18 protein-coding genes and 1 tRNA gene are annotated in these 17,863 nt (G+C 64.5%); 4 read left to right on the top strand and 15 right to left on the bottom strand.

Translation table 11 applies throughout. From position 1 onward, the window contains the following. Positions 1-18: 18 nt before the first annotated feature. The gene (locus tag ACHWUQ_RS15220) at positions 19-411 is read right to left on the bottom strand and encodes a 4-oxalocrotonate tautomerase family protein (protein ID WP_394681632.1); all 393 of its coding nucleotides are present in this window, start codon (positions 409-411) and stop codon (positions 19-21) included. A 104-nt stretch (positions 412-515) separates the two neighbouring features. Here ACHWUQ_RS15220 and ACHWUQ_RS15215 point away from each other — a divergent pair, with 104 nt between their 5' ends. Beyond that, a complete protein-coding gene (locus ACHWUQ_RS15215) occupies positions 516-1,373 on the top strand; it encodes a LysR substrate-binding domain-containing protein (RefSeq protein WP_394681631.1) in 858 nt (285 codons plus the stop codon). A 4-nt stretch (positions 1,374-1,377) separates the two neighbouring features. Here ACHWUQ_RS15215 and ACHWUQ_RS15210 read toward each other — a convergent pair whose 3' ends face one another. The 7 genes from ACHWUQ_RS15210 to ACHWUQ_RS15180 form a co-directional block, all read right to left on the bottom strand. After that, the gene (locus ACHWUQ_RS15210; protein WP_394681630.1) at positions 1,378-2,718 is read right to left on the bottom strand and encodes a tetratricopeptide repeat protein; all 1,341 of its coding nucleotides are present in this window, start codon (positions 2,716-2,718) and stop codon (positions 1,378-1,380) included. Between the two features lie 17 nt (positions 2,719-2,735). Continuing rightward, a complete protein-coding gene (locus ACHWUQ_RS15205) occupies positions 2,736-4,142 on the bottom strand; it encodes an amidase (protein WP_394681629.1) in 1,407 nt (468 codons plus the stop codon). A gap of 108 nt (positions 4,143-4,250) precedes the next feature. Beyond that, positions 4,251-5,741 (bottom strand): ABC transporter substrate-binding protein, encoded by a 1,491-nt coding sequence (locus ACHWUQ_RS15200; protein ID WP_230770650.1) that lies wholly within the window; start codon positions 5,739-5,741, stop codon positions 4,251-4,253. Between the two features lie 93 nt (positions 5,742-5,834). Further along, a complete protein-coding gene (locus ACHWUQ_RS15195) occupies positions 5,835-6,686 on the bottom strand; it encodes an ATP-binding cassette domain-containing protein (protein ID WP_394681628.1) in 852 nt (283 codons plus the stop codon). Continuing rightward, positions 6,683-7,708, bottom strand: a complete 1,026-nt coding sequence (locus tag ACHWUQ_RS15190) for an ABC transporter ATP-binding protein (protein WP_312529499.1) — start codon at positions 7,706-7,708, stop codon at positions 6,683-6,685. Before ACHWUQ_RS15190 ends, ACHWUQ_RS15195 begins: the two co-directional genes overlap by 4 nt. A gap of 28 nt (positions 7,709-7,736) precedes the next feature. Further along, positions 7,737-8,648, bottom strand: coding sequence for an ABC transporter permease (locus tag ACHWUQ_RS15185; RefSeq protein ID WP_394681627.1), 912 nt, complete (start codon positions 8,646-8,648; stop codon positions 7,737-7,739). 7 nt (positions 8,649-8,655) lie between these two features. Beyond that, positions 8,656-9,618, bottom strand: a complete 963-nt coding sequence (locus ACHWUQ_RS15180) for an ABC transporter permease (RefSeq protein ID WP_230770654.1) — start codon at positions 9,616-9,618, stop codon at positions 8,656-8,658. A gap of 199 nt (positions 9,619-9,817) precedes the next feature. Between ACHWUQ_RS15180 and ACHWUQ_RS15175 the strand changes: the two genes are divergently transcribed. Next, the gene (locus ACHWUQ_RS15175; RefSeq protein WP_394681626.1) at positions 9,818-10,075 is read left to right on the top strand and encodes a YfhL family 4Fe-4S dicluster ferredoxin; all 258 of its coding nucleotides are present in this window, start codon (positions 9,818-9,820) and stop codon (positions 10,073-10,075) included. 69 nt (positions 10,076-10,144) lie between these two features. On the opposite strand, the gene pth is transcribed toward ACHWUQ_RS15175, so the two are convergent. The 7 genes from pth to ACHWUQ_RS15140 form a co-directional block, all read right to left on the bottom strand. Next, positions 10,145-10,753 (bottom strand): aminoacyl-tRNA hydrolase, encoded by a 609-nt coding sequence (gene pth, locus ACHWUQ_RS15170; protein WP_312451908.1) that lies wholly within the window; start codon positions 10,751-10,753, stop codon positions 10,145-10,147. A gap of 105 nt (positions 10,754-10,858) precedes the next feature. Continuing rightward, a complete protein-coding gene (locus ACHWUQ_RS15165; RefSeq protein ID WP_116927040.1) occupies positions 10,859-11,449 on the bottom strand; it encodes a 50S ribosomal protein L25/general stress protein Ctc in 591 nt (196 codons plus the stop codon). A 129-nt stretch (positions 11,450-11,578) separates the two neighbouring features. Continuing rightward, complete coding sequence (locus tag ACHWUQ_RS15160) at positions 11,579-12,544, bottom strand: ribose-phosphate pyrophosphokinase (RefSeq protein ID WP_239810844.1); 966 nt, start codon at positions 12,542-12,544, stop codon at positions 11,579-11,581. A gap of 56 nt (positions 12,545-12,600) precedes the next feature. Continuing rightward, positions 12,601-12,677: transfer RNA gene (locus ACHWUQ_RS15155), tRNA-Gln, on the bottom strand. 40 nt (positions 12,678-12,717) lie between these two features. Then, positions 12,718-13,575: a 4-(cytidine 5'-diphospho)-2-C-methyl-D-erythritol kinase gene (ispE, locus tag ACHWUQ_RS15150; protein ID WP_312833694.1), complete on the bottom strand. Its 858-nt coding sequence runs from the start codon at positions 13,573-13,575 to the stop codon at positions 12,718-12,720. 22 nt (positions 13,576-13,597) lie between these two features. After that, positions 13,598-14,104 (bottom strand): outer membrane lipoprotein LolB, encoded by a 507-nt coding sequence (locus ACHWUQ_RS15145; protein ID WP_394681625.1) that lies wholly within the window; start codon positions 14,102-14,104, stop codon positions 13,598-13,600. Continuing rightward, on the bottom strand, positions 14,101-15,876 hold the full coding sequence (locus ACHWUQ_RS15140; protein ID WP_394681624.1) for a tetratricopeptide repeat protein: 1,776 nt from the start codon (positions 15,874-15,876) through the stop codon (positions 14,101-14,103). The genes ACHWUQ_RS15145 and ACHWUQ_RS15140 overlap by 4 nt, the downstream gene beginning before the upstream one ends. A gap of 45 nt (positions 15,877-15,921) precedes the next feature. Between ACHWUQ_RS15140 and mutM the strand changes: the two genes are divergently transcribed. Further along, a complete protein-coding gene (gene mutM, locus ACHWUQ_RS15135; protein WP_394681623.1) occupies positions 15,922-16,734 on the top strand; it encodes a bifunctional DNA-formamidopyrimidine glycosylase/DNA-(apurinic or apyrimidinic site) lyase in 813 nt (270 codons plus the stop codon). A gap of 85 nt (positions 16,735-16,819) precedes the next feature. Continuing rightward, entirely contained in the window at positions 16,820-17,860 is a 1,041-nt protein-coding gene (gene mutY, locus ACHWUQ_RS15130; protein ID WP_394681642.1) for an A/G-specific adenine glycosylase, read from the top strand. Positions 17,861-17,863 lie beyond the last annotated feature (3 nt).

Below are 17,863 nucleotides of genomic sequence, written 5' to 3'. Positions count from 1 at the left end.
GCCTGCGCTGGCGGCGCATCAGCTGTGGTGGTAGCGGTATTCCTGCGTCTTGCCGCCATAGCCATAGGCGGCGGCGCGGGCATCGATCACATGCACATAGGACACCGGGTGCAATTGCGGCATCAGGCTTGCCATCGTGTCATACACCGCTTGCAGGTAGCGCGCTTTCTCCGCCTTGGTATTGGTCTCGTCGGTGATGCTGATATCCAGCTGAAAGGCCGACTGCCCCAGCTCCTCCAGCGTCTGGCCTGCAATCCACCAGTCCTGCGCTGCGACCTGGTTGAAGGCGATGGCAATCACCTCGGGGCGCTTGCCCAGAATGTCTTGCGTCAGCCGGGCAATGGCCTGGCTGATCTGTTGCTGGCGCTCCGCATGGCGGGGGCCGGAGAGTTGGATGGCGATATGGGGCATGGAAGGCTCCTGGGTGGGACGATGGGGCGATTGTGCGAGTCCTCTTTGCATTTGAAAAACGGGAAGATATGATCGTATCCATCTGTTATGCCGCTGGATAGACCATGGCCCATCTGGACCTCGCCCAGCTCCGCACCCTGATCGCCGTTGTCGAGGCCGGCAGCCTCACGGCCTCCGCGCCGCAGCTGTTTCTGTCGCAGTCGGCGGTGAGCGAGCAGGTCAAGAAGCTGGAAGACTGCATTGGCAAGCCGCTGCTGCTGCGCAGCAAGACCGGCGTGCTGCCCACGGCGGCCGGCACCCAGCTGCTGGGCCATGCACGGGCGCTGGTAGGCATGGCCGACCATGCCTTGCGTGACATGCGCGGCCTGGCACTGCAGGGGGCCCTCAAGCTCGCCGTTACCGACTACTTCAAACCCGATGCGCTGGCGCGCATGCTCAAGGCCCTGGCCGAGCGCCACCCTGCTGTGCGGCTGGAGGTCAGCGTGCTGCGCAGCGCCGAGGTGGAGGCCGCCTATGCCCAGGGGCAGTGCGACCTGGGCGTGGTGATGGCGCTGCCCCCTTTCAAACAGCGCCTGCAGTTGCTGGGGCCGGAGGAGCCGCTGGTCTGGGCCCGTGCCCGCCAATGGGTGGCCGAGCCCGGCCAGCCGCTGCCGCTGCTGGTGCTGCCCGACAGCTGCGCGCTGCGCCACTATGCCGAGACGCGTTTGCGCCAGCAGGGCGTGGACTATGTGGTGGCCCACCAGGCCTCTGGCGTTGCCGGCCTGCAGTCGGCCATTGCGGCCGGTCTGGGGGTGGCCTGCATCAATGCGGCGGTGCTGACCGAGGCGATGGCGCCCGTCCCGCCCGCTGCAGGTTTGCCGCGCCTGAGCCGTGTGCGTTTTGGCCTGCTGCCGGTGCAGGGGGCCGAGCCTGCGCTGGTGCAGCAGGTGCGGGCCTTGCTGCAATCGGATTGGGTCGCCTGAACCTTCACGAGGCCAGGGAGGGCGGCAAGCCCAGGCCCTGGTAAATGCGCCGCATATGCGCCGCCAGCCGTTTGGATTGCGGCTGCTGGTTGTGCCAGGGCTGCACCAGGTTTTGCAAGGCCGTCCACTGGCCGCTGTGCCGCAGCGCGCTCCAGTAGAGCTGGCTGAACAGGTCGCGCTGGGCATGGCTGCCGCCTATCTCGGCCAGGCGTGCAATCAACGGGCCCAGCAGCTGGGCAGCCTGCAGATACCGGCCCTGTGCATGGGCCAGCAGGCCCCGCGCGGCGGGCAGGCAGACATCCTGCCAGACGGTGCGCAGCCGGGGCTGCAGCTGCGCATCGGCATGGTTTTGCATGCTGGCCAGCAGCTGCTGCGCGGCCTGCCATTGCCCGGCGCGTGCCAGACCGTACAGGTACTGCAGATCCAGAAACGGCAGCACATGGTCATGCTGGCGCTGTAGCAGATAGGGGCTGAGCTGCTGCCAGCGCTGGCCGACGTCAACGCCTTCCAGCTCCAGCCGCGCCAGCAGCGAGATGGAGCCGATCTGGTCCTGCGAATAGGCAGGCACCACGCCCCAGACCTGGCTGTCATGCAGCTGCAGGGCCTCGTCGTGGCGCGCATCCTCCATCAGGAACAGCGCCAGGTGCCACCAGTTGTGCGTCTGCATGAAGGAGTTCAGCCCCGTCCAGCTGCTGCTGGCGCCTTGCATAAAGGCCAGGCCCTCGTCCACCCGGCCTTCGGTCAGCAGCACATGGGCCAGCGCATGGTGGGCCCAGGGCTCTTTGAAACGCAGCTGCAGCGCATGGCGCGCTGCGCGCTCGGCCGGCCCGAGCAGATGGCATTGCTCATAGGCAAAGGCCAGCATGCCGTGGAAGTAGGGGATATCGGCGCAGTGCGGCAGGGCGTTCAGTGCCATGCGCAGCATGGCCGGTGAATCGCCCAGGTTGAAGGCATGGTAGTGCGCGAGCTTGAGCGCAGCGAGATCGCGGGGGTAGTGATGGACCAGCGCTTCCAGCCTGTGCGCGGCCAGGGGCGTGTCGCCATCGGCCCAGGCCTCGATGGCGGCCAGCCACTGCGCTTCGCGGTCATGGGCCTGCGCCAGCTGGGTGCGGGCGCGCTGCAAAAAGGGCCGCGCCTGCTGGGCGGCCTGGGCGTCTTCGGCAAACAGATGGAGCGCCGCGCACCAGGTCTGCACCAGCGGGCTGGGGTCCTGCGCAGCGATGTCCAGGATACGCAGCACGCGCATCTCGCAGGCGGCAAAGCCTTCTGCAAAATCGTTCAGGTAGGGCAGGGCGGCCGCATCGCTGCTCACCGGGTTGCCATACAGATCGTGCTGCATGCCCATGCGTTTGTCTCCTCGGCTCAGGCCTTGGGCGGCTGGGGCCAGGGCTTTTGCGGGCCACGGATCTGCTCGAAAGCCCGCGACAGCTGCAGCACGCCCAGGTCGTCAAAACGCGCGCCGGCAATCTGCAGGCCAATGGGCAGGCCGGCTGTGGTGTAGCCGCAGTTGATGGAGGCGGCCGGCTGCTCCGACATGTTGTAGGGCACGGTAAAGCCGATGTGCTCCAGCGGGCGCAAGGGGTCATTGGTCGGGGATGCCCATTCGGCCGCAAAGGCGACGTGGGGCGCCACCGGCGAGATCACAAAGTCGAACGCGCTGCAGGCCTTGACGGTGGCCAGGCGCACCTGGTGGAACTGCTGGCTGGCCTGGAAGACTGCGCTGCCGCTCATGCCCTCTGCGCTTTCGGCCCAGCTGCGGATATAGGGCAGCACCTTGTCGCGCTGCGCGCTGCTGAGTGCCTGCAGGTCGGTCAGCGAGCGCATGCGCCAGAAGCGGTCCATGCCGTCGAGCATCGCGGGCGTCATGAAGGCGGGCATCGGCGTGATCCGGGCGCCAGCGGATTCCAGCAGTGCAGCAGCCTGCTCGATGGCGGCGCGCACCTCGGGCTGCAGCGGCAGGCCGCAGCCCGCATCGAGCAAGAGGCCAATGCGTTTGCCCCGGATAAAGTCCGCACCGGTGGTGGCCACGCTGCTCCAGGCCATCTCCTGCGGCGGCAGGCTCATGGTGTCGCGCACATCGGGGGCCGACAGCACCTGCATCATCAGCGCCGAATCGTCCACGCTGCGGGTCATCGGCCCCGCAGCGCGGCCTTGGTACGGTGGGTCGATGGGAATGCGGCCCAGGCTGGGCTTGAGGCTGTAGATACCGCACCAGCTGGCCGGCAGGCGCAAGGAGCCACCGATGTCGGTGCCGATATGCAGCGGCCCGTAGCCTGCGGCTGCCGCCGCACCGCCACCGGCGCTGGAGCCGCCCGGGCCCTTGCTCAGGTCCCAGGGGTTGCGCGCCAGCGGGTGGAAGCTCGACAGGCCCGACGACAGCATGCCGTAGTCAGGCATCGTGGTCTTGCTGAAGCAGATGGCATGGGCCTCGCGCAGGCGGGCTGCGGGCGGCGCATCCGCAGCCGCGGGCACGAGGGTGACGGCCGCTGTGCCTGCGGGCAGTGGGTCGCCCTGGGTGGCGATGTTCTCCTTGATCGTCACCGGCAGGCCATCGAGCAGGCCGGCGGGTGCGCCCTTGTGCCAGCGTGCTTCGCTGGCGCGGGCCTGCGCCAGCGCCTCTTCAGGCCGGTACAGGTAGGTGGCGCACAGATGCGGCTCCCACTGCCCGACATGGTCGATGACGGATTGCATGACATCGACAGGGGAGAGTTCTTGCTTTTGGTAGGCGGCCAGCAGCGCTGTGGCGGGCCAATCGTGCAACGCGGTCATATCGGGCAGGGGGTGTGAAAAGGGTAGGGACGCGGAAAGAAAAAACGCCCATCTCGGCAGGCCGTAGATGGGCGGTGTGCTGGTTTGAAGCCTAGCGCAAGACCGGGTTCAAGCCCAGTACATGGATGACAGGTCGTTGATGAAGATCGGCATGTCCTTCCACAGGCCACGCACGTTCTTCGCGGCAATGGTCACCCACTGCGGCTGGTACAGGTAGACGTTCGCGGCATCTTCGGCCAGCAGGCGCTGGGCCTCGCCCAGCAGGCGCGAGCGGTCGGCCGGGCGGGCTTCGAGCTTGATCTGTTCGAACAGCTTGTTGAACTTCTCGGACTTGTAGCCCCAGTAGTAATCGGGCCGGGTGTAGTTCTCCAGGTCGAAAGGCTCGACGTGCGAGATCAGCGACAGGTCGTAGTTCTTGTTGGTGTAGGTGCCCGAGAGCCACTGCGCCCATTCCACGTTCTGCAGCTTGACCTCGACGCCGATCTTGGCCAGTTGCGCGGCAATGATCTCGCCGCCCTGGCGCGCATACGGCGTGGGCGGTAGGGTCATGCTCAGGCTCAGCGGCGTCTTCACGCCAGCCTCGGCCATCAGCTTCTTGGCCTTTTCCACATCAAAGGGGTTGATGCCGGTAGTGTCCACATAGCCATAGGCGCCGGGCACGTAGTGGCTGCCAATCGGCACGCCCAGGCCTTCGGCCGCACCGGCAATGACGGCCTTGCGGTCGATGGCCGCAGACAGTGCGCGGCGCACACGCACATCGTCCAGCGGCTTGCGGCGCTCGTTGATGGCGACGATGGTCTTGGCGCGCGAGCCGGAGATGACCACCTGGTAGCGCGGGTTGGTCTTGAACTGGTCGATGCCACGGGCCGAGACACGCGGGAAGATGTCCACATCACCGGCCAGCAAGGCGGCCACTTGCGCGGCGGCATCCGAGATGAAGCGGAAGGTGGCGCGGCGAATGCGGATGCTGCCGGGGTTGCGGTACTGCGGCCAGGCATCCAAGGTGATCGATGCCCCTTTGCTCCAGTTGCCCAGCTTGTAGGGGCCGGTGCCGATGGGCTTGGTCGCGTTGCTGTCGGCGCTCTTGGGCTCCACGATGATCGAGGTGGCCTGGCCCAGCACGAACAGCAGGTCCGGGTCGATTTCCTTGTTGAGAATCACCACCGTGTGGTCGTCCACCACCTGGGCCGTGAGGTTGGCGAAGGTACGCTTGTCCTTGTTGGTGCTCTTCTCACCAGCTGCGCGGTCAAAGGAGAACTTGACGCTGTTGGCGTTGAAGGGCTCGCCATTGTGGAAGCTCACCCCTTTGCGCAGCTTGAAGGTGTAGGTCTTCAGATCGGGCGAGACCTCCCAGCTCTCGGCCAGCAGCGGCGAGACGCTGCCGTCCGAATTGATCTTGGTCAGCGTCTCGTAGAGGTTGTAGTGGGTGATCTCGGCAATCGACGAGGCGGCGCCGGCGGTGGGGTCCAGCCCTGGCGGCTCCAGGGTCATGCCCAGCACAACGGTGTCTTTCTTGGCCTGCGCCTGGGCGATGCCAGGCAGCCACAGCGGCAGCGGTGCCAGGGTGCCTGCAGCAAGCAGGTGTCTACGGTTCAGCATCCGGTACTCCTTGGATAGGGGTTTATTCAATTTATGGGGAAAGCTGGGCAGTGGCGCCGCCGTTGCCGGGCGCGCCGGGAAGCTCAAGCACGGTTATACAGGACTTGCGCCAATCCCTGCTGGCATGCGGTGACGCCGGGGCCTGACCTGGGGCACGGCCTGCACCAGTTTTTGTGTATAGGGGTGCTGGGCATGCTGGAACAGCTGGGCGGGCGTGCCGCGCTCGACGATCTCGCCCTGGTAGAGCACCACCACCGCATCGCAGAGGTGGTTGATGACGGCCAGGTCGTGGCTGATGAGCAGGTAGGTGATGCCGTGCTCACGCTGCAGGTCCCGCATCAGGTTGAGCACCTGGGCCTGCACCGACACGTCCAGCGCACTCACGGGTTCATCGGCGATGATCAGCCGGGGCTTGGTGATCAGTGCGCGGGCGATGGCGATGCGCTGGCGCTGGCCGCCGGAGAACTCATGTGGGTACTTGTCCACATCCTGCGCGCGCAGGCCCACCTGCTGCAGCACCTGGCTGGCGCGCTCGCGCTGCTCGGCACGCGAGCTGGTGTTTTGGGCCTGCAGCGGTTCGCTGACGATGCGCTCGACGGTCTGGCGCGGGTCGAGCGATCCGTAGGGGTCCTGGAAGACCATCTGGAAATCCTTGCGCGCGCGTTGCAGCGCCGCCGCTTCCATGCGGTGCAGGTCCTGGCCTTCCAGCAGCACCTGGCCGGCGGTCGGCTGGTCCAGCGCCATCACCAGGCGCGCCAGGGTGGACTTGCCCGAGCCCGACTCGCCGACGATGCCCACGCTCTGGCCGGCATGCAGGTCAAAGCTCACGCCCTTGAGGGCGCGCACCGTCGGAGGCGCGGAAAACAGCTTTTCGCGGGGCAGCGTGTAGGTGCGCACCAGGTCGCGCACTTGCAGCAAGGGGGTGTCGTGGGAGGCTGCCGTCATGCGGGGGTCTCGTCAGGGGTCTCGGTGGCGATGGCGTAGGCCTCGGGCCGCAGGCAGTGCACCTGGTGCGTCTCGTGCGGATGGGGCGATGGCAGGGCCACACGGGGCGGCTTTTGCACAAAGCAGGGGGGCTGGGTAAAGCTGCAGCGCCCGGCAAAAGTGCAGCCAGCGGGCAGGTCGACCAGCTCGGGCACCGAGCCGGCAATGGTGTGCAGGCGCTGGGGCTGGCCCTGCAGGCGCGGCTGCATGCTGGGGCGCGCGGCCAGCAGGCCCCGGGTGTAGGGGTGGGCCATGTGCTCGAACACGGCCTCCGTGCTGCCCGATTCGACGACGGTGCCGCCGTACATCACGACCATCTTGTCGACGTTCTGCGAGATCACACCCAGGTCGTGCGAGATCAGCAGCAGGGCCATCTGGCGCTCTTCGACCAGGCCATTGATCAGGTCCAGGATCTGCTGCTGGATGGTGACGTCCAGCGCCGTCGTGGGTTCGTCGGCGATCAGCAGATCCGGGCCGCAGGCCAGCGCCATCGCGATCGTGATGCGCTGGCGCTGTCCGCCCGAGAACTGGTGCGGATAGGCATCAAAGCGCTGCGCCGGCTGGGCAATGCCGACGCGGTCGAGCAGCGCAATTGCTTCTTCACGGGCCTGGCGCGCGCTCCAGCCCTTGTGCAGCCGCAGCGGTTCGCTGATCTGGCGGCCGATGGTGTGCACCGGGTTCAGTGCCGTCATCGGCTCCTGGAAGATCATCGCAATGCGGTTGCCGCGCACACTGCGCCACCAGCGGTCGGGTTGCTGCACCAGGCTTTGGCCATCCAGCGTGGCGCTGCCATTGACCTGGGCCGATTCCGGCAGCAGGCCCATCAAGGCCATGGCCGTGATGGATTTGCCGCAACCCGATTCGCCAATCAGGCCCAGCGCCTGGCCGCGCTCGATCTGGAAGCTCACATCGCGCACGGCGCGGGCAGGGCCCCGGTGGGTTTGCAGCACGATCTCGAGCTGCTGTACATCAATCAATGCCATGGACACTCCTTAGAACGTCAACACGTTCTTAGCGCTTGCGGGCGAGACGGGGGTCGAGCAGGTCGCGCAGACCGTCGCCCAGCAGGTTGAGGCCCAGCACCGACAGCGCAATTGCCACGCCGGGGAAGACGGCCAGCAGCGGCGCCTGGAACATCAAGGTCTGCGCCTCGCTCAGCATGCGGCCCCAGGACGGCTGCGGTGGCTGGGTGCCCAGGCCCAGGTAGGACAGCGCGGCTTCTGCCAGGATCGCAATCGCAAAGCGGATGGTGCATTGCACGATCAACGTGGCCGAGATATTGGGCAGCACATGCTGCCAGGTGATGGCCCAGGCGCCCTTGCCGCAGGCGCGCGCAGCGGTGACGTATTCGCGCCCCCAGATGGTGTTGGCCGAGCCGCGTGCAATGCGGGCGAACATGGGAATGTTGTAGATGCCGATGGCCACGATCGCGTTGACGATGCCCGGGCCGAAGACGGCAGTCAGCATGATGGCCGAGAGAATCGCGGGGAAGGCCAGCGAGAAATCGGCCAGGCGCATGATGGCTTCTTCGACCCAGCCGCGTTTGGCAGCGGCCAGCAGGCCCAGCGCCGTGCCGACCACGACGCCGATGCCCACGGCAATGACGCCGACCAGGATCGAGGCCCGGGCGCCCAGCAGCAGCTGCGATGCGACATCGCGGCCATAGGCATCGGTGCCCAGCCAGTGGGCGAGCGAAGGCCCTTGCAGCTTGGCCTCCATGTTCATCTCGAAGGCCGAGTAGGGCGTCCAGACATAGGACAGGCCAGCCGCGAGCAGGAGCAGTGCTGTGAGCACCAGTCCGATCATGAAGCTGGGATTGCGTGTGGCGCGGCGCCACAGCGCGTTGCGGGGCGCGGTATGGCCCGGTGCTGTGCTGGCCGGGGGCGTAGGCAGGGTGGTGGCGACGGAGGTAGGTGGCTGCATGGCGTGCTCAGATATCGCTGGCTTTGGTGCGGGGGTCGATCCAGGCATAGAGCAGGTCCACCACGAAATTGACGATCACCACCATGGCTGCCAACAGCATCACACAGTTGCGCACCACCATCAGGTCCCGGTTGGCAATGGCCTGAAAGATCAGGCGGCCCATGCCGGGCAGGTAAAACACGTTCTCGACAACGATCGTGCCGGCCATCAGCTCGGCAAACTGCAGGCCCATCACGGTGACCACCGGCACCAGTGCATTGCGCAGCACATGGCCATACAGCGCTGCACGCTGCGACAGTCCCTTGGCCCGGGCAGTGCGGACAAAGTCCTCGCGCAACACTTCGAGCACCGACGAGCGGGTGATGCGCGCCAGGATGGCGGCCTGCACCACCGCCAACGACAGCGCTGGCAGCAACAGCGACTTGATCGCTGCCCAGGGCGAGCCGCCCGAAGCCTCGGTCCAGCCCGGAAAGCCGCCCGCCGAGAACCATTTGAGCTGCACCGAAAACAGCAGGATCAGCAAAATGGCGAACCAGAAATTGGGAATCGCAATACCCAGCTGGGCGAGGCCCATGACGCTGACATCACCGATCTTGTTGTGGCGGCTGGCGGCATAGATGCCGGCGGCCAGTGCGACGACGGTGGTGATGGCCATGGCCATCAAGGCCAGTGGCAAGGTGAGCGCCATGCGCTCGGCAATCAGTTCAATGACGGGGGTGCCGTAGCTGTAGCTGTTGCCCAGGTCCAGGTGCACGAGTCCCGAGATCCAATGCACGTAGCGCTCCCACGCAGGTTGGTTGAGCCCGAGCTGCTCGGCCAGTTCCGCCACCGCTTCGGGAGCGGCATCGGGCCCCATCAGCATCTGGGCGGCGTTGCCGGGCAGGATCTCCAGCACGAGGAAGACGACAATCGAGGTGCCCAGCAACGTGAGCAGCAAGGTGAGTGTGCGCTTGAGAATGAATAAGCCCATGGATAGCCATCGTGGTTAGGAAAGGCGCGCAGACTGCAGGTGCTGGTTGTATTTTTTCGCAGCGGCAAGCATAACGCGAACAATTCCGACACACCATACATGCTTACTCGCAGTGCCACGAGTATGGCTAAGGCGCACGCGGGATAATGTCGCTCATGTCACACTTCTTCCCCCGTGCTGGAATCTTGGAGACGCCGCCATGGCCTTGATGATTACCGACGAGTGCATCAACTGCGATGTCTGCGAGCCCGAGTGCCCCAACGATGCCATCTCGATGGGGGAGGACTACTACGAGATCGATCCGCACCGCTGCACCGAATGTGTGGGCCATTTCGATGAGCCCCAGTGTGTGCAGATCTGCCCGGTCGCCTGCATTCCGGTGCACCCCGATTTTCAGGAAGACAAGCCCACGTTGATGCAGCGCTATCTGCGCTTGCAGTCCGACAAGGCGTTGTGACAGGTCAGCGGCCCTGGCTGCCCCAGGCGATGGGCGGGGCCTGGCCGCTGCGCTGACCTTTGCCTGCACTCAGGCAGCGGGAGGGCGTGGCGGCTTGGGCCGCTGGGGCTTGGTGGTGTGGATCTTGAGAGTGGCCTTGTCCATGTCGCCCGCCAGCAGCTCAGGAGAGGCCTGCAGCGCATGGATGATGCTGTCTTCCATCAAGCTGCGCTGGTCTGGCGCTGGTTTGCGCAGCACCCAGTGGGGCACCTCCTGCTTGTCACCGGGGTGGCCGATGCCGATGCGCAGGCGCCAGTAATCGGATGATCCCAGCTGCGCATGGATGTCGCGCAGGCCGTTGTGACCGCCGTGACCTCCGCCTCGCTTGAGCTTGACCTGGCCCGGCGGCAGATCGAGTTCGTCGTGTACGACCAGAATCTCTTCGGGCTTGATTTTGAAAAAGCGTGCGAGCGCGCCGACCGATTTGCCCGACAGGTTCATGAAGGTCTGGGGCTCCAGCAGCCAGACCGACTCGCCTTGCACCGAGGTGCGTGCGACCAGGCCGTAGTAATTGCGGTCGGGTACCAGCTGCAGGCGCAGGTCGCGGGCCAGTGCATCGATCCACCAGAAGCCGGCGTTGTGGCGCGTGCCTTCGTATTCAGGGCCGGGATTGCCGAGGCCAACAAACAGCTTGATCATGGGCGGATGGAGTGAAGTGGGGGGAGGAATGAAAAAAGGCTGCATTGACCAGCAATGCAGCCTCTGGCTTGCAGACGCCAGAGGCGTCAGCAGCTTGCCGTGCAATTAAGCAGCAGGCGCTTCGCCTTCTGCGGGTTCAGCAGCAGCAGGAGCGGCCACGGACACCAGCGCAGGGTTGGTTTGTGCAGCCAGCTTCACGCCCTTGGGCAGAGCGATGTCCTTCAGGTGGACGGTCGAACCCTTTTCCAGCTTGCTCAGGTCCACCGCGATGAATTCGGGCAGGTCCTTGGGCATGCAGATCACTTGGATTTCGGTCACAACCGGGGTCACCAGGCACTTGTCGATCTTGACAGCTGGGGACTCTTCAGCACCGCTGAAGTGAACGGGCACCTTCATGGTCAGCGCGGTGTTGGCATCGACGCGTTGGAAGTCGATGTGCAGCACCAGCTGCTTGTAGGGGTGGTATTGCACGTCGCGCAGCAGCACTTGGCTCTTGGCGCCGTCCAGGTCCAGTTCCAGCACGGATGCGTGGAAGGCTTCCTTCTTCAGTGCGTACCACAGGCTGTTGTGGTCCACTTCGATCAACTGAGGCTCAGCAGCAGCACCGTAGATGATGCCAGGCGTACGGCCAGAATTACGCAGGCGGCGGCTCGCACCCGTACCTTGCTTAGCGCGCGCAAAAGCGACAACGTTCATTTCATTACTCCAATGGGGGATGAACCGCGACCAGTTCACCCGGTTAAAAAGGCCGCTGCAAATTGCAGCGGCCAGCGAAAACTATCTATTTTAGCAGAAAGCAGAAAAAGGGCCTTGCGGGCCCTTGGTTCACTCGGCTTCCTGGAACAGGCTCATCACCGATTCGCCGGTGGCAATGCGGTGCATCGTCTCACCGATCAGCGGCGCCACCGACAGCTGGCGGATCTTGCTGCAGTTGCGGGCATTGGGCGACAGCGGGATGGTGTTGGTCACGACAACTTCGTCGAGAGCCGCGCCATTGCCGATACGCTCGATGGCCGGGCCCGAAAAAATGGGGTGCGTGCAATAGGCGTAGACCTTTTTGGCGCCACGTTCCTTCAGCACTTCAGCCGCCTTCACCAAGGTGCCTGCGGTATCGATCATGTCGTCCATGATGACGCAGTTGCGGCCATCGATGTCACCGATCACGTGCATGACTTCGGAGACATTGGCCTTGGGGCGGCGCTTGTCGATGATGGCCAGATCGCAATGGAGTTGCTTGGCCAGTGCGCGTGCACGCACCACACCACCCACGTCCGGCGACACGACGATCAGGTCTTCGTAGTTCTTCTGGCGCAGGTCACCCAGCAGCACAGGCGATGCATAGATGTTGTCGACAGGAATATCGAAAAAGCCCTGGATCTGGTCGGCATGCAGGTCCATGGTCAGCACGCGGCTGACGCCAGCGGCTTGCAGCATGTTGGCAACGACCTTGGCCGTGATGGGCACGCGGGTCGAGCGGACACGGCGGTCCTGGCGGGCATAGCCGAAATAGGGGATCACGGCACAGATGTGCTCGGCCGATGCGCGCTTCAACGCGTCGACCATCACCAGCAGTTCCATCAGGTGGTCGTTGGTGGGAGCGCAGGTGGGCTGCACCACGAACACATCGCGGGTACGAACGTTTTGCTTGATCTCGACGGTGACTTCACCGTCAGAGAAACGGCCTACGTCGGCGTTACCCAGGGAGGTATGGAGGTGTTGTGCAATTTCAGAGGCAAGCTCGCGGTTGGCGTTGCCTGTGAAAACCATGAAGTCTGGATGATGGTCTTGCATAGCGTCCCAGTGGGTATGGGTTAGCTGTGTGCGTTGCTTGTACGCGGTAAGAAATATGGCAGGGGAAGAAGGATTCGAACCTTCGCATGCCGGAATCAAAATCCGGTGCCTTAACCAGCTTGGCGACTCCCCTACAAGAATTGGTGCTAAGCATCACCAATCCTTTAAAACTTTCAGTCTTGGGTCCAACCTCTGAGAGGGTGTTCCATCAGACTTGTGCAATCTTTCACTGTCCAGTCTTGTGAAAAACTGCTCTGGCAGCTATTAGCTTGCACTTTCTTCACTGCGAAAACTGCGCTACCTGAGCCCGTCATTCTAGCATGTAATCCTTGTGATTTCAAAAAGTCAGAAACTTTTTTTATCGAAGGGCACAGGCTTTCTGCGACCGGCTGCAAGTCGTTTCGACCGAAGTCAAAGTTCTCTGCAGCGAAGCTCGTCATTGTAGCAGCTTCTGAATCGCGTTTTAGGTTCGGACTTGAAAAAATTAATTTCGTATCCAGACCCTCTTGCGGCTTCACAACTACCAGCGCGGTGTCTGCTAGTTGCTGCTCGTTTTCGAGTGGACGTATTATGTCACCGATTCCTTCGACCCAAGCCGACTTTCCAAAAATAAAAAAAGGAACATCGGCGCCCAAGGTCAGCCCGATGCGCTGCAGTTCGCTGCGCGAGAGCTTCAGATCCCACAGCTGGTTGAGCGCCAGCAAGGTGCTGGCCGCATCCGATGAGCCGCCGCCCATACCAGCCTGGGCTGGCAGGTTTTTGTGCACGCCGATGTGCACACCCTGGCGGCAGCCAGTGGCCTGCTGCAAAGCCCTGGCGGCGCGGGTGATCAGGTCATCGGCAGGCAGCGGCGTGTTCAGGTCTTCGCGGCTGATCTGGCCGCCGCTGCGCAGCTCGAAGTGCAGGGTGTCGGCCCAATCGATCAGCATGAACACCGACTGCAGCAGATGGTAGCCATCGGCACGTCTGCCGGTGATATGCAGGAACAGGTTGAGTTTGGCAGGCGCAGGAACGTCGTACAGCGTACGCATGGATCTCGGTCTCACAAAAAAGTCATCGCGCGTCGAGGACGATGCGCAGGCTCGCCTCGGGCCGTGGATCGATGCGGCGGGCCAGAATTTTCCCTTCGCTGTGGGCCTCCAGGTCGGCCTGCCAGCCGGCCGCCTCGGTGGGTTTGCCCTGCAGCCAGTCAAACAGCGCGGCAATCGGCAAGCTGGTGCCCAGCAAGCTTTGGGTCAACTCGTCGAGCGAGCTGGCCTGGCGCGTCTGCGTGCCTTGCTGCGCGCTGGCCTGGCCGGGCGACCATTGCACGCGCGCGACGATATTGCCCAGCGGGTTGAGCAGCACCAGTTCGCCCGATGCGGGGCTTCCGGACAGCTCGAAGCTGCCACTGGTGCTCTGCGGTGGGCTGTCGAGCACCTGCACCGACATGCGGCCCGACCAGTAGGTCGCGCCCGGTGCAGCCTCGAGTTGGCGCGCTGCGGTACTGCAGGCCGAGAGCATGGGCAGCAGCGCAGCGCCTGCTGCGGCCATGCAGAGGTGTCTGCGCTGCACCTTCATGGTTGGATGCCCAGGCGCTCGAAGGTCTTCTTGACCATGTCGTTGTTCGGCGCTGTCTTCAGAACGGTGCGCAACAGCTCTTCGGCGGGCCGGTTCTTGCCCTGTTTCCACCAGACTTCGGCCAGATGGGCACCAATCTCGGCATCGGGTTGCTTGGTGTAAGCCTGCTCCAGCAGTTCGGCGGCGCGATCGAGGTTGCCCAGCTTGAACTCCACCCAGCCCAGGCTGTCGGTGATGAAGGGGTCGCCGGGTGACATGCTCAGCGCCTTCTCGATCAGGCGCTTGGCTTCGTCGAGCTTGAGGCCGCGATCGGCCAGCGAGTAGCCCAGCGCGTTATAGGCATGGTGAAAATCGGGCTGCAGCTCGATCAGCTTGCGCAGCTGGGTCTCGGCCAGCTCCATGTTGTTCATGCGCTCGGCGAGCATCGCTTGCTCGTACAGCGCGTCCGGGTCCTGCGGTTGCAGTGCGACCAGGCGGCCTTGCAGCTCCAGCGCCTGTGCATAGTTCTTCGCGGTCTTTTGCAGCTGCACCTGCGCGGCCAGCTTGGCGCGCGCTTCGCCGGCATTGCCTTCGGGCAGCTGGTCCAGCAAGACCGCCGCAGCATCGTAGTGGCCCTGCTGCATCTGAATGGAGGCCTTGCGCAAGGTGGCCAGCGCGGTGTTGCCGGCCTTGGCGATCTCATCGGCCCAGCGGTCGGCCTCGGCCCATTTCTGCTGGGCCTCGGCCATCTGCTCGCGCAGCATCAGGCTTTGGATGCGCACTTCACGCTGCAGCACCGCCGAGGGGAATTTGTCGATCAGGGTGTCGAGCTTGAGCAGCGAGACATCGGCCTCGGTGTACTGCTTGAGCTGGGCTTCCAGCGCCGCCTTCAGCATCCAGGCATCGGCAGATTCGGGGCTCAGGCGCGTGGCGTTTTCCAGCTGGGTTTTGGCCTCGGCAAAGCGCTCGGCGTTCATCAGGCTGCGCGCATAGGCCAGGTGGGCCTCGCCGCTCTTGGATTTGTTCAGAAAATCCACCACCAGCGATTCAGCGCCGGGTACACCGGCGTTGACCAGGTCGGCCGCCAGCTTGGCCGCGCTCTCGTTGTCGGGATTGAGTTGCAGCGATCTGCGGGCAGAGGCCAGTGCCTCGGTCTTCTGGTCTGCGGCCAGCTCCATGCGGCCGATGGCGGCCCAGGCCTCGGGGCCGGTGGCCGGGTTTTCGAGTTCGGGGGTCAGTGCCTCGCGCACGATGCGGGCGGCCAGGGCCTGGTCACTGAGGCGCCGGTAGATGCTGGGAATGGCGCGAATCCATTCCAGCTTTTCATCGGGCTTGGCCAGCGCGATTTCCTGCTTGAGCAGCGGACCGGTTTCCTCGCCATGGTTAGTCGAGAGCATCACCTGCAGCATGTAGCGGCTGGCCGCGCGCGATTGCGGGAAGGCGCTTTTCCAGGCCTCGGCCACCTCGGTGGCGCGGCTGGCAGAGCGCGACAGCAGCGCCAGCTGCGCGCTGCGCTGGTAGACCTTTTCGTCGCCCGAGCGGCGGGCGGCGTCGAGCAGCAATTCCACGCTGGTCGCCGCATCACCACGGTAGGCGTACATTTCGCCCAGCAGCAGTTCGTAAAAAAGCTCCGCATCCAGCTCGACTCTGGCGTCGTCGGCCCGCTGGGCTGCCGCCAGCGCCAACTGCCGCTGGGCAGCGCTGGGCTGCGGTGCTTGGGCAGGCGCTGCAAACGCGGGTGCCATCAGGCCGGAGGCCAGAAAATAAGCCAGTAAACGAAGTTTTTGCGTCATCGGCCCATAATAAACGATGCCCAAGGGCCTTGCAGAAGGAAGAAAGTGCCAGAGTTACCAGAAGTGGAAGTCACGCGGCGAGGACTGATTGCGCCGCTGCAAGGCGCGCGCATTGCGTCCGTGCGGATGGGAAAACCTTTGCGCTGGCCGCTGGGCATCGAGACCGCAGCGTTGGCTGGCCGCACCATCACCGATGTGCAGCGCCGGGGCAAGTACATCGTGCTGGCGCTGGACCAGGGTGTGGTGCTGATACACCTGGGCATGTCCGGCAGCCTGCAGGTCAGCCAGATGGATGCGCCTGCCGGCCCGCATGACCATTTCGACCTGTTCACCGACCAGCACCTGCTGCGCCTGCATGATCCGCGCCGGTTTGGTGCGGTGGTGTGGTCGCCCGACACCGAATCGGGCATGGCCGCGAAGCTGTTGGCCAACCTGGGCGTGGAGCCCTTGGGCGCCGGCTTCAGCTTTGAGCACCTGTGGGCCGGGCTGCAAAAATCGCGCATGCCGGTCAAGCAGCTGCTGCTGGGCGGGCAGGTGGTCGTCGGCGTGGGCAATATCTACGCCAGTGAGGTGCTGTTCCTGGCCGGCATAGCGCCCACCAAACCGGCCAACCAGACCACGCGGCCCCAGGCGCGGCGCCTGCATGCGGCGATTGTCGAAGTGCTGACCCGCTCGATTGCACTGGGCGGCAGCACCTTGCGCGACTTTGTCCAGGTCAATGGCTATGCCGGTGCTTTCCAGGCGCAGGCCAGCGTCTATGGCCGGGCCGGAGCGCCTTGCCCGCGATGCGGCCAGCCGGTGCAGGTCATCAAGCAAGGGCAGCGCAGCACCTATTTCTGCAAGCGCTGCCAGAAATAAACACAGATAAACACAGGGCTGGCGGGCCGCTCCAGCGCGGCCGCCCCCACAGCCCCCGATAACTATCCATCCCCCGAGAACAGCGATTGTGAGCCGATTTTCCGAACAGATCGTGGCCTGGCAGACAGTCCACGGAAGACACCACTTGCCTTGGCAGAACACCCAGGATGCCTACCGCGTCTGGCTGTCCGAGATCATGCTGCAGCAAACCCAGGTCAGCACCGTGCTGGGCTACTACGAGCGGTTCTTGCAGCGCTGCCCCACGGTGGCCGATCTGGCTGCGGCCAGCGATGAAGAAGTCATGGCGCTGTGGAGCGGCCTGGGCTACTACAGCCGCGCACGCAACCTGCACCGCTGCGCCAAAGAGGTGATGGACCGCTTTGGCGGTGCGTTCCCGCACACGGTGGAGGAGCTCTCGTCCTTGCCCGGCATTGGCCGCTCGACCGCAGGCGCGATCGCCTCGTTCTGCTTTGCGCAGCGGGCCGCCATTCTGGATGCCAATGTCAAACGGGTGCTCACCCGCGTGCTGGGCTTTGAGGACGACCTGGCCAGCAGCGCTGCCGAGAAAAAGCTCTGGGCGCTGGCCGAAAACCTGCTGCCCACCACCGACCTGGCGCGCAACATGCCGCGCTACACGCAGGGCATGATGGACATGGGTGCCACGATCTGCACCGCCAAAAAGCCCAGTTGCCTGCTGTGCCCGGTGCACGGTGATTGCGTGGCGCACCGCCAGGGCCAGCCCGAGCGCTATCCCGTCAAGACCAAGAAACTCAAGCGCAGCGCCGCCAGTTGGTGGCTGCTGTGCTGGCAACGGCCCGATGGCGCCATCTGGCTGGAAAAGCGCCCGGCACCGGGCATCTGGGCCGGCCTGTTCTGCATGCCGGTCTGCGACAGCGAAGAGGCACTGCTCCAGCAGGCGGCCTGGCACGGTGCCACGTCAGCGCCAGTGCATGGCGCCGCTTTTTTGCATGTGCTCACCCACAAGGATCTGCATCTGCATCCAGTGCGGGTCCCCGTTGCTGCCGATTTTGTGCCGGCACAACCGGGCCAGTGGGTGCTGCCTGCACAGTGGCCCGATGTGGGCCTGCCTGCACCGGTTCGCAGTCTGCTGCAGCGCGGGTTCTGAGGC

It is taken from the genome of uncultured Comamonas sp., assembly GCF_964277875.1.
GTDB lineage: Bacteria > Pseudomonadota > Gammaproteobacteria > Burkholderiales > Burkholderiaceae_C > Comamonas > Comamonas sediminis.
Note: the sequence above shows the minus strand (reverse complement) of the source record. Positions and strands in the feature narration are given on the sequence as shown.

What these genes read in the sequence shown, in the direction of transcription:
- ACHWUQ_RS15200 (WP_230770650.1), bottom strand. Translation starts at nt 5,741, where the DNA reads ATGCTGAACCGTAGACACCTGCTTGCTGCAGGCACCCTGGCACCGCTG.
- ACHWUQ_RS15190 (WP_312529499.1), bottom strand. Translation starts at nt 7,708, where the DNA reads ATGGCATTGATTGATGTACAGCAGCTCGAGATCGTGCTGCAAACCCAC.
- ACHWUQ_RS15195 (WP_394681628.1), bottom strand. Translation starts at nt 6,686, where the DNA reads ATGACGGCAGCCTCCCACGACACCCCCTTGCTGCAAGTGCGCGACCTG.
- pth (WP_312451908.1), bottom strand. Translation starts at nt 10,753, where the DNA reads ATGATCAAGCTGTTTGTTGGCCTCGGCAATCCCGGCCCTGAATACGAA.
- ACHWUQ_RS15185 (WP_394681627.1), bottom strand. Translation starts at nt 8,648, where the DNA reads ATGCAGCCACCTACCTCCGTCGCCACCACCCTGCCTACGCCCCCGGCC.
- ACHWUQ_RS15210 (WP_394681630.1), bottom strand. Translation starts at nt 2,718, where the DNA reads ATGGGCATGCAGCACGATCTGTATGGCAACCCGGTGAGCAGCGATGCG.
- ACHWUQ_RS15140 (WP_394681624.1), bottom strand. Translation starts at nt 15,876, where the DNA reads ATGACGCAAAAACTTCGTTTACTGGCTTATTTTCTGGCCTCCGGCCTG.
- ispE (WP_312833694.1), bottom strand. Translation starts at nt 13,575, where the DNA reads ATGCGTACGCTGTACGACGTTCCTGCGCCTGCCAAACTCAACCTGTTC.
- ACHWUQ_RS15145 (WP_394681625.1), bottom strand. Translation starts at nt 14,104, where the DNA reads ATGAAGGTGCAGCGCAGACACCTCTGCATGGCCGCAGCAGGCGCTGCG.
- ACHWUQ_RS15165 (WP_116927040.1), bottom strand. Translation starts at nt 11,449, where the DNA reads ATGAACGTTGTCGCTTTTGCGCGCGCTAAGCAAGGTACGGGTGCGAGC.
- ACHWUQ_RS15215 (WP_394681631.1), top strand. Translation starts at nt 516, where the DNA reads ATGGCCCATCTGGACCTCGCCCAGCTCCGCACCCTGATCGCCGTTGTC.
- ACHWUQ_RS15175 (WP_394681626.1), top strand. Translation starts at nt 9,818, where the DNA reads ATGGCCTTGATGATTACCGACGAGTGCATCAACTGCGATGTCTGCGAG.
- ACHWUQ_RS15180 (WP_230770654.1), bottom strand. Translation starts at nt 9,618, where the DNA reads ATGGGCTTATTCATTCTCAAGCGCACACTCACCTTGCTGCTCACGTTG.
- ACHWUQ_RS15220 (WP_394681632.1), bottom strand. Translation starts at nt 411, where the DNA reads ATGCCCCATATCGCCATCCAACTCTCCGGCCCCCGCCATGCGGAGCGC.
- ACHWUQ_RS15205 (WP_394681629.1), bottom strand. Translation starts at nt 4,142, where the DNA reads ATGACCGCGTTGCACGATTGGCCCGCCACAGCGCTGCTGGCCGCCTAC.
- ACHWUQ_RS15160 (WP_239810844.1), bottom strand. Translation starts at nt 12,544, where the DNA reads ATGCAAGACCATCATCCAGACTTCATGGTTTTCACAGGCAACGCCAAC.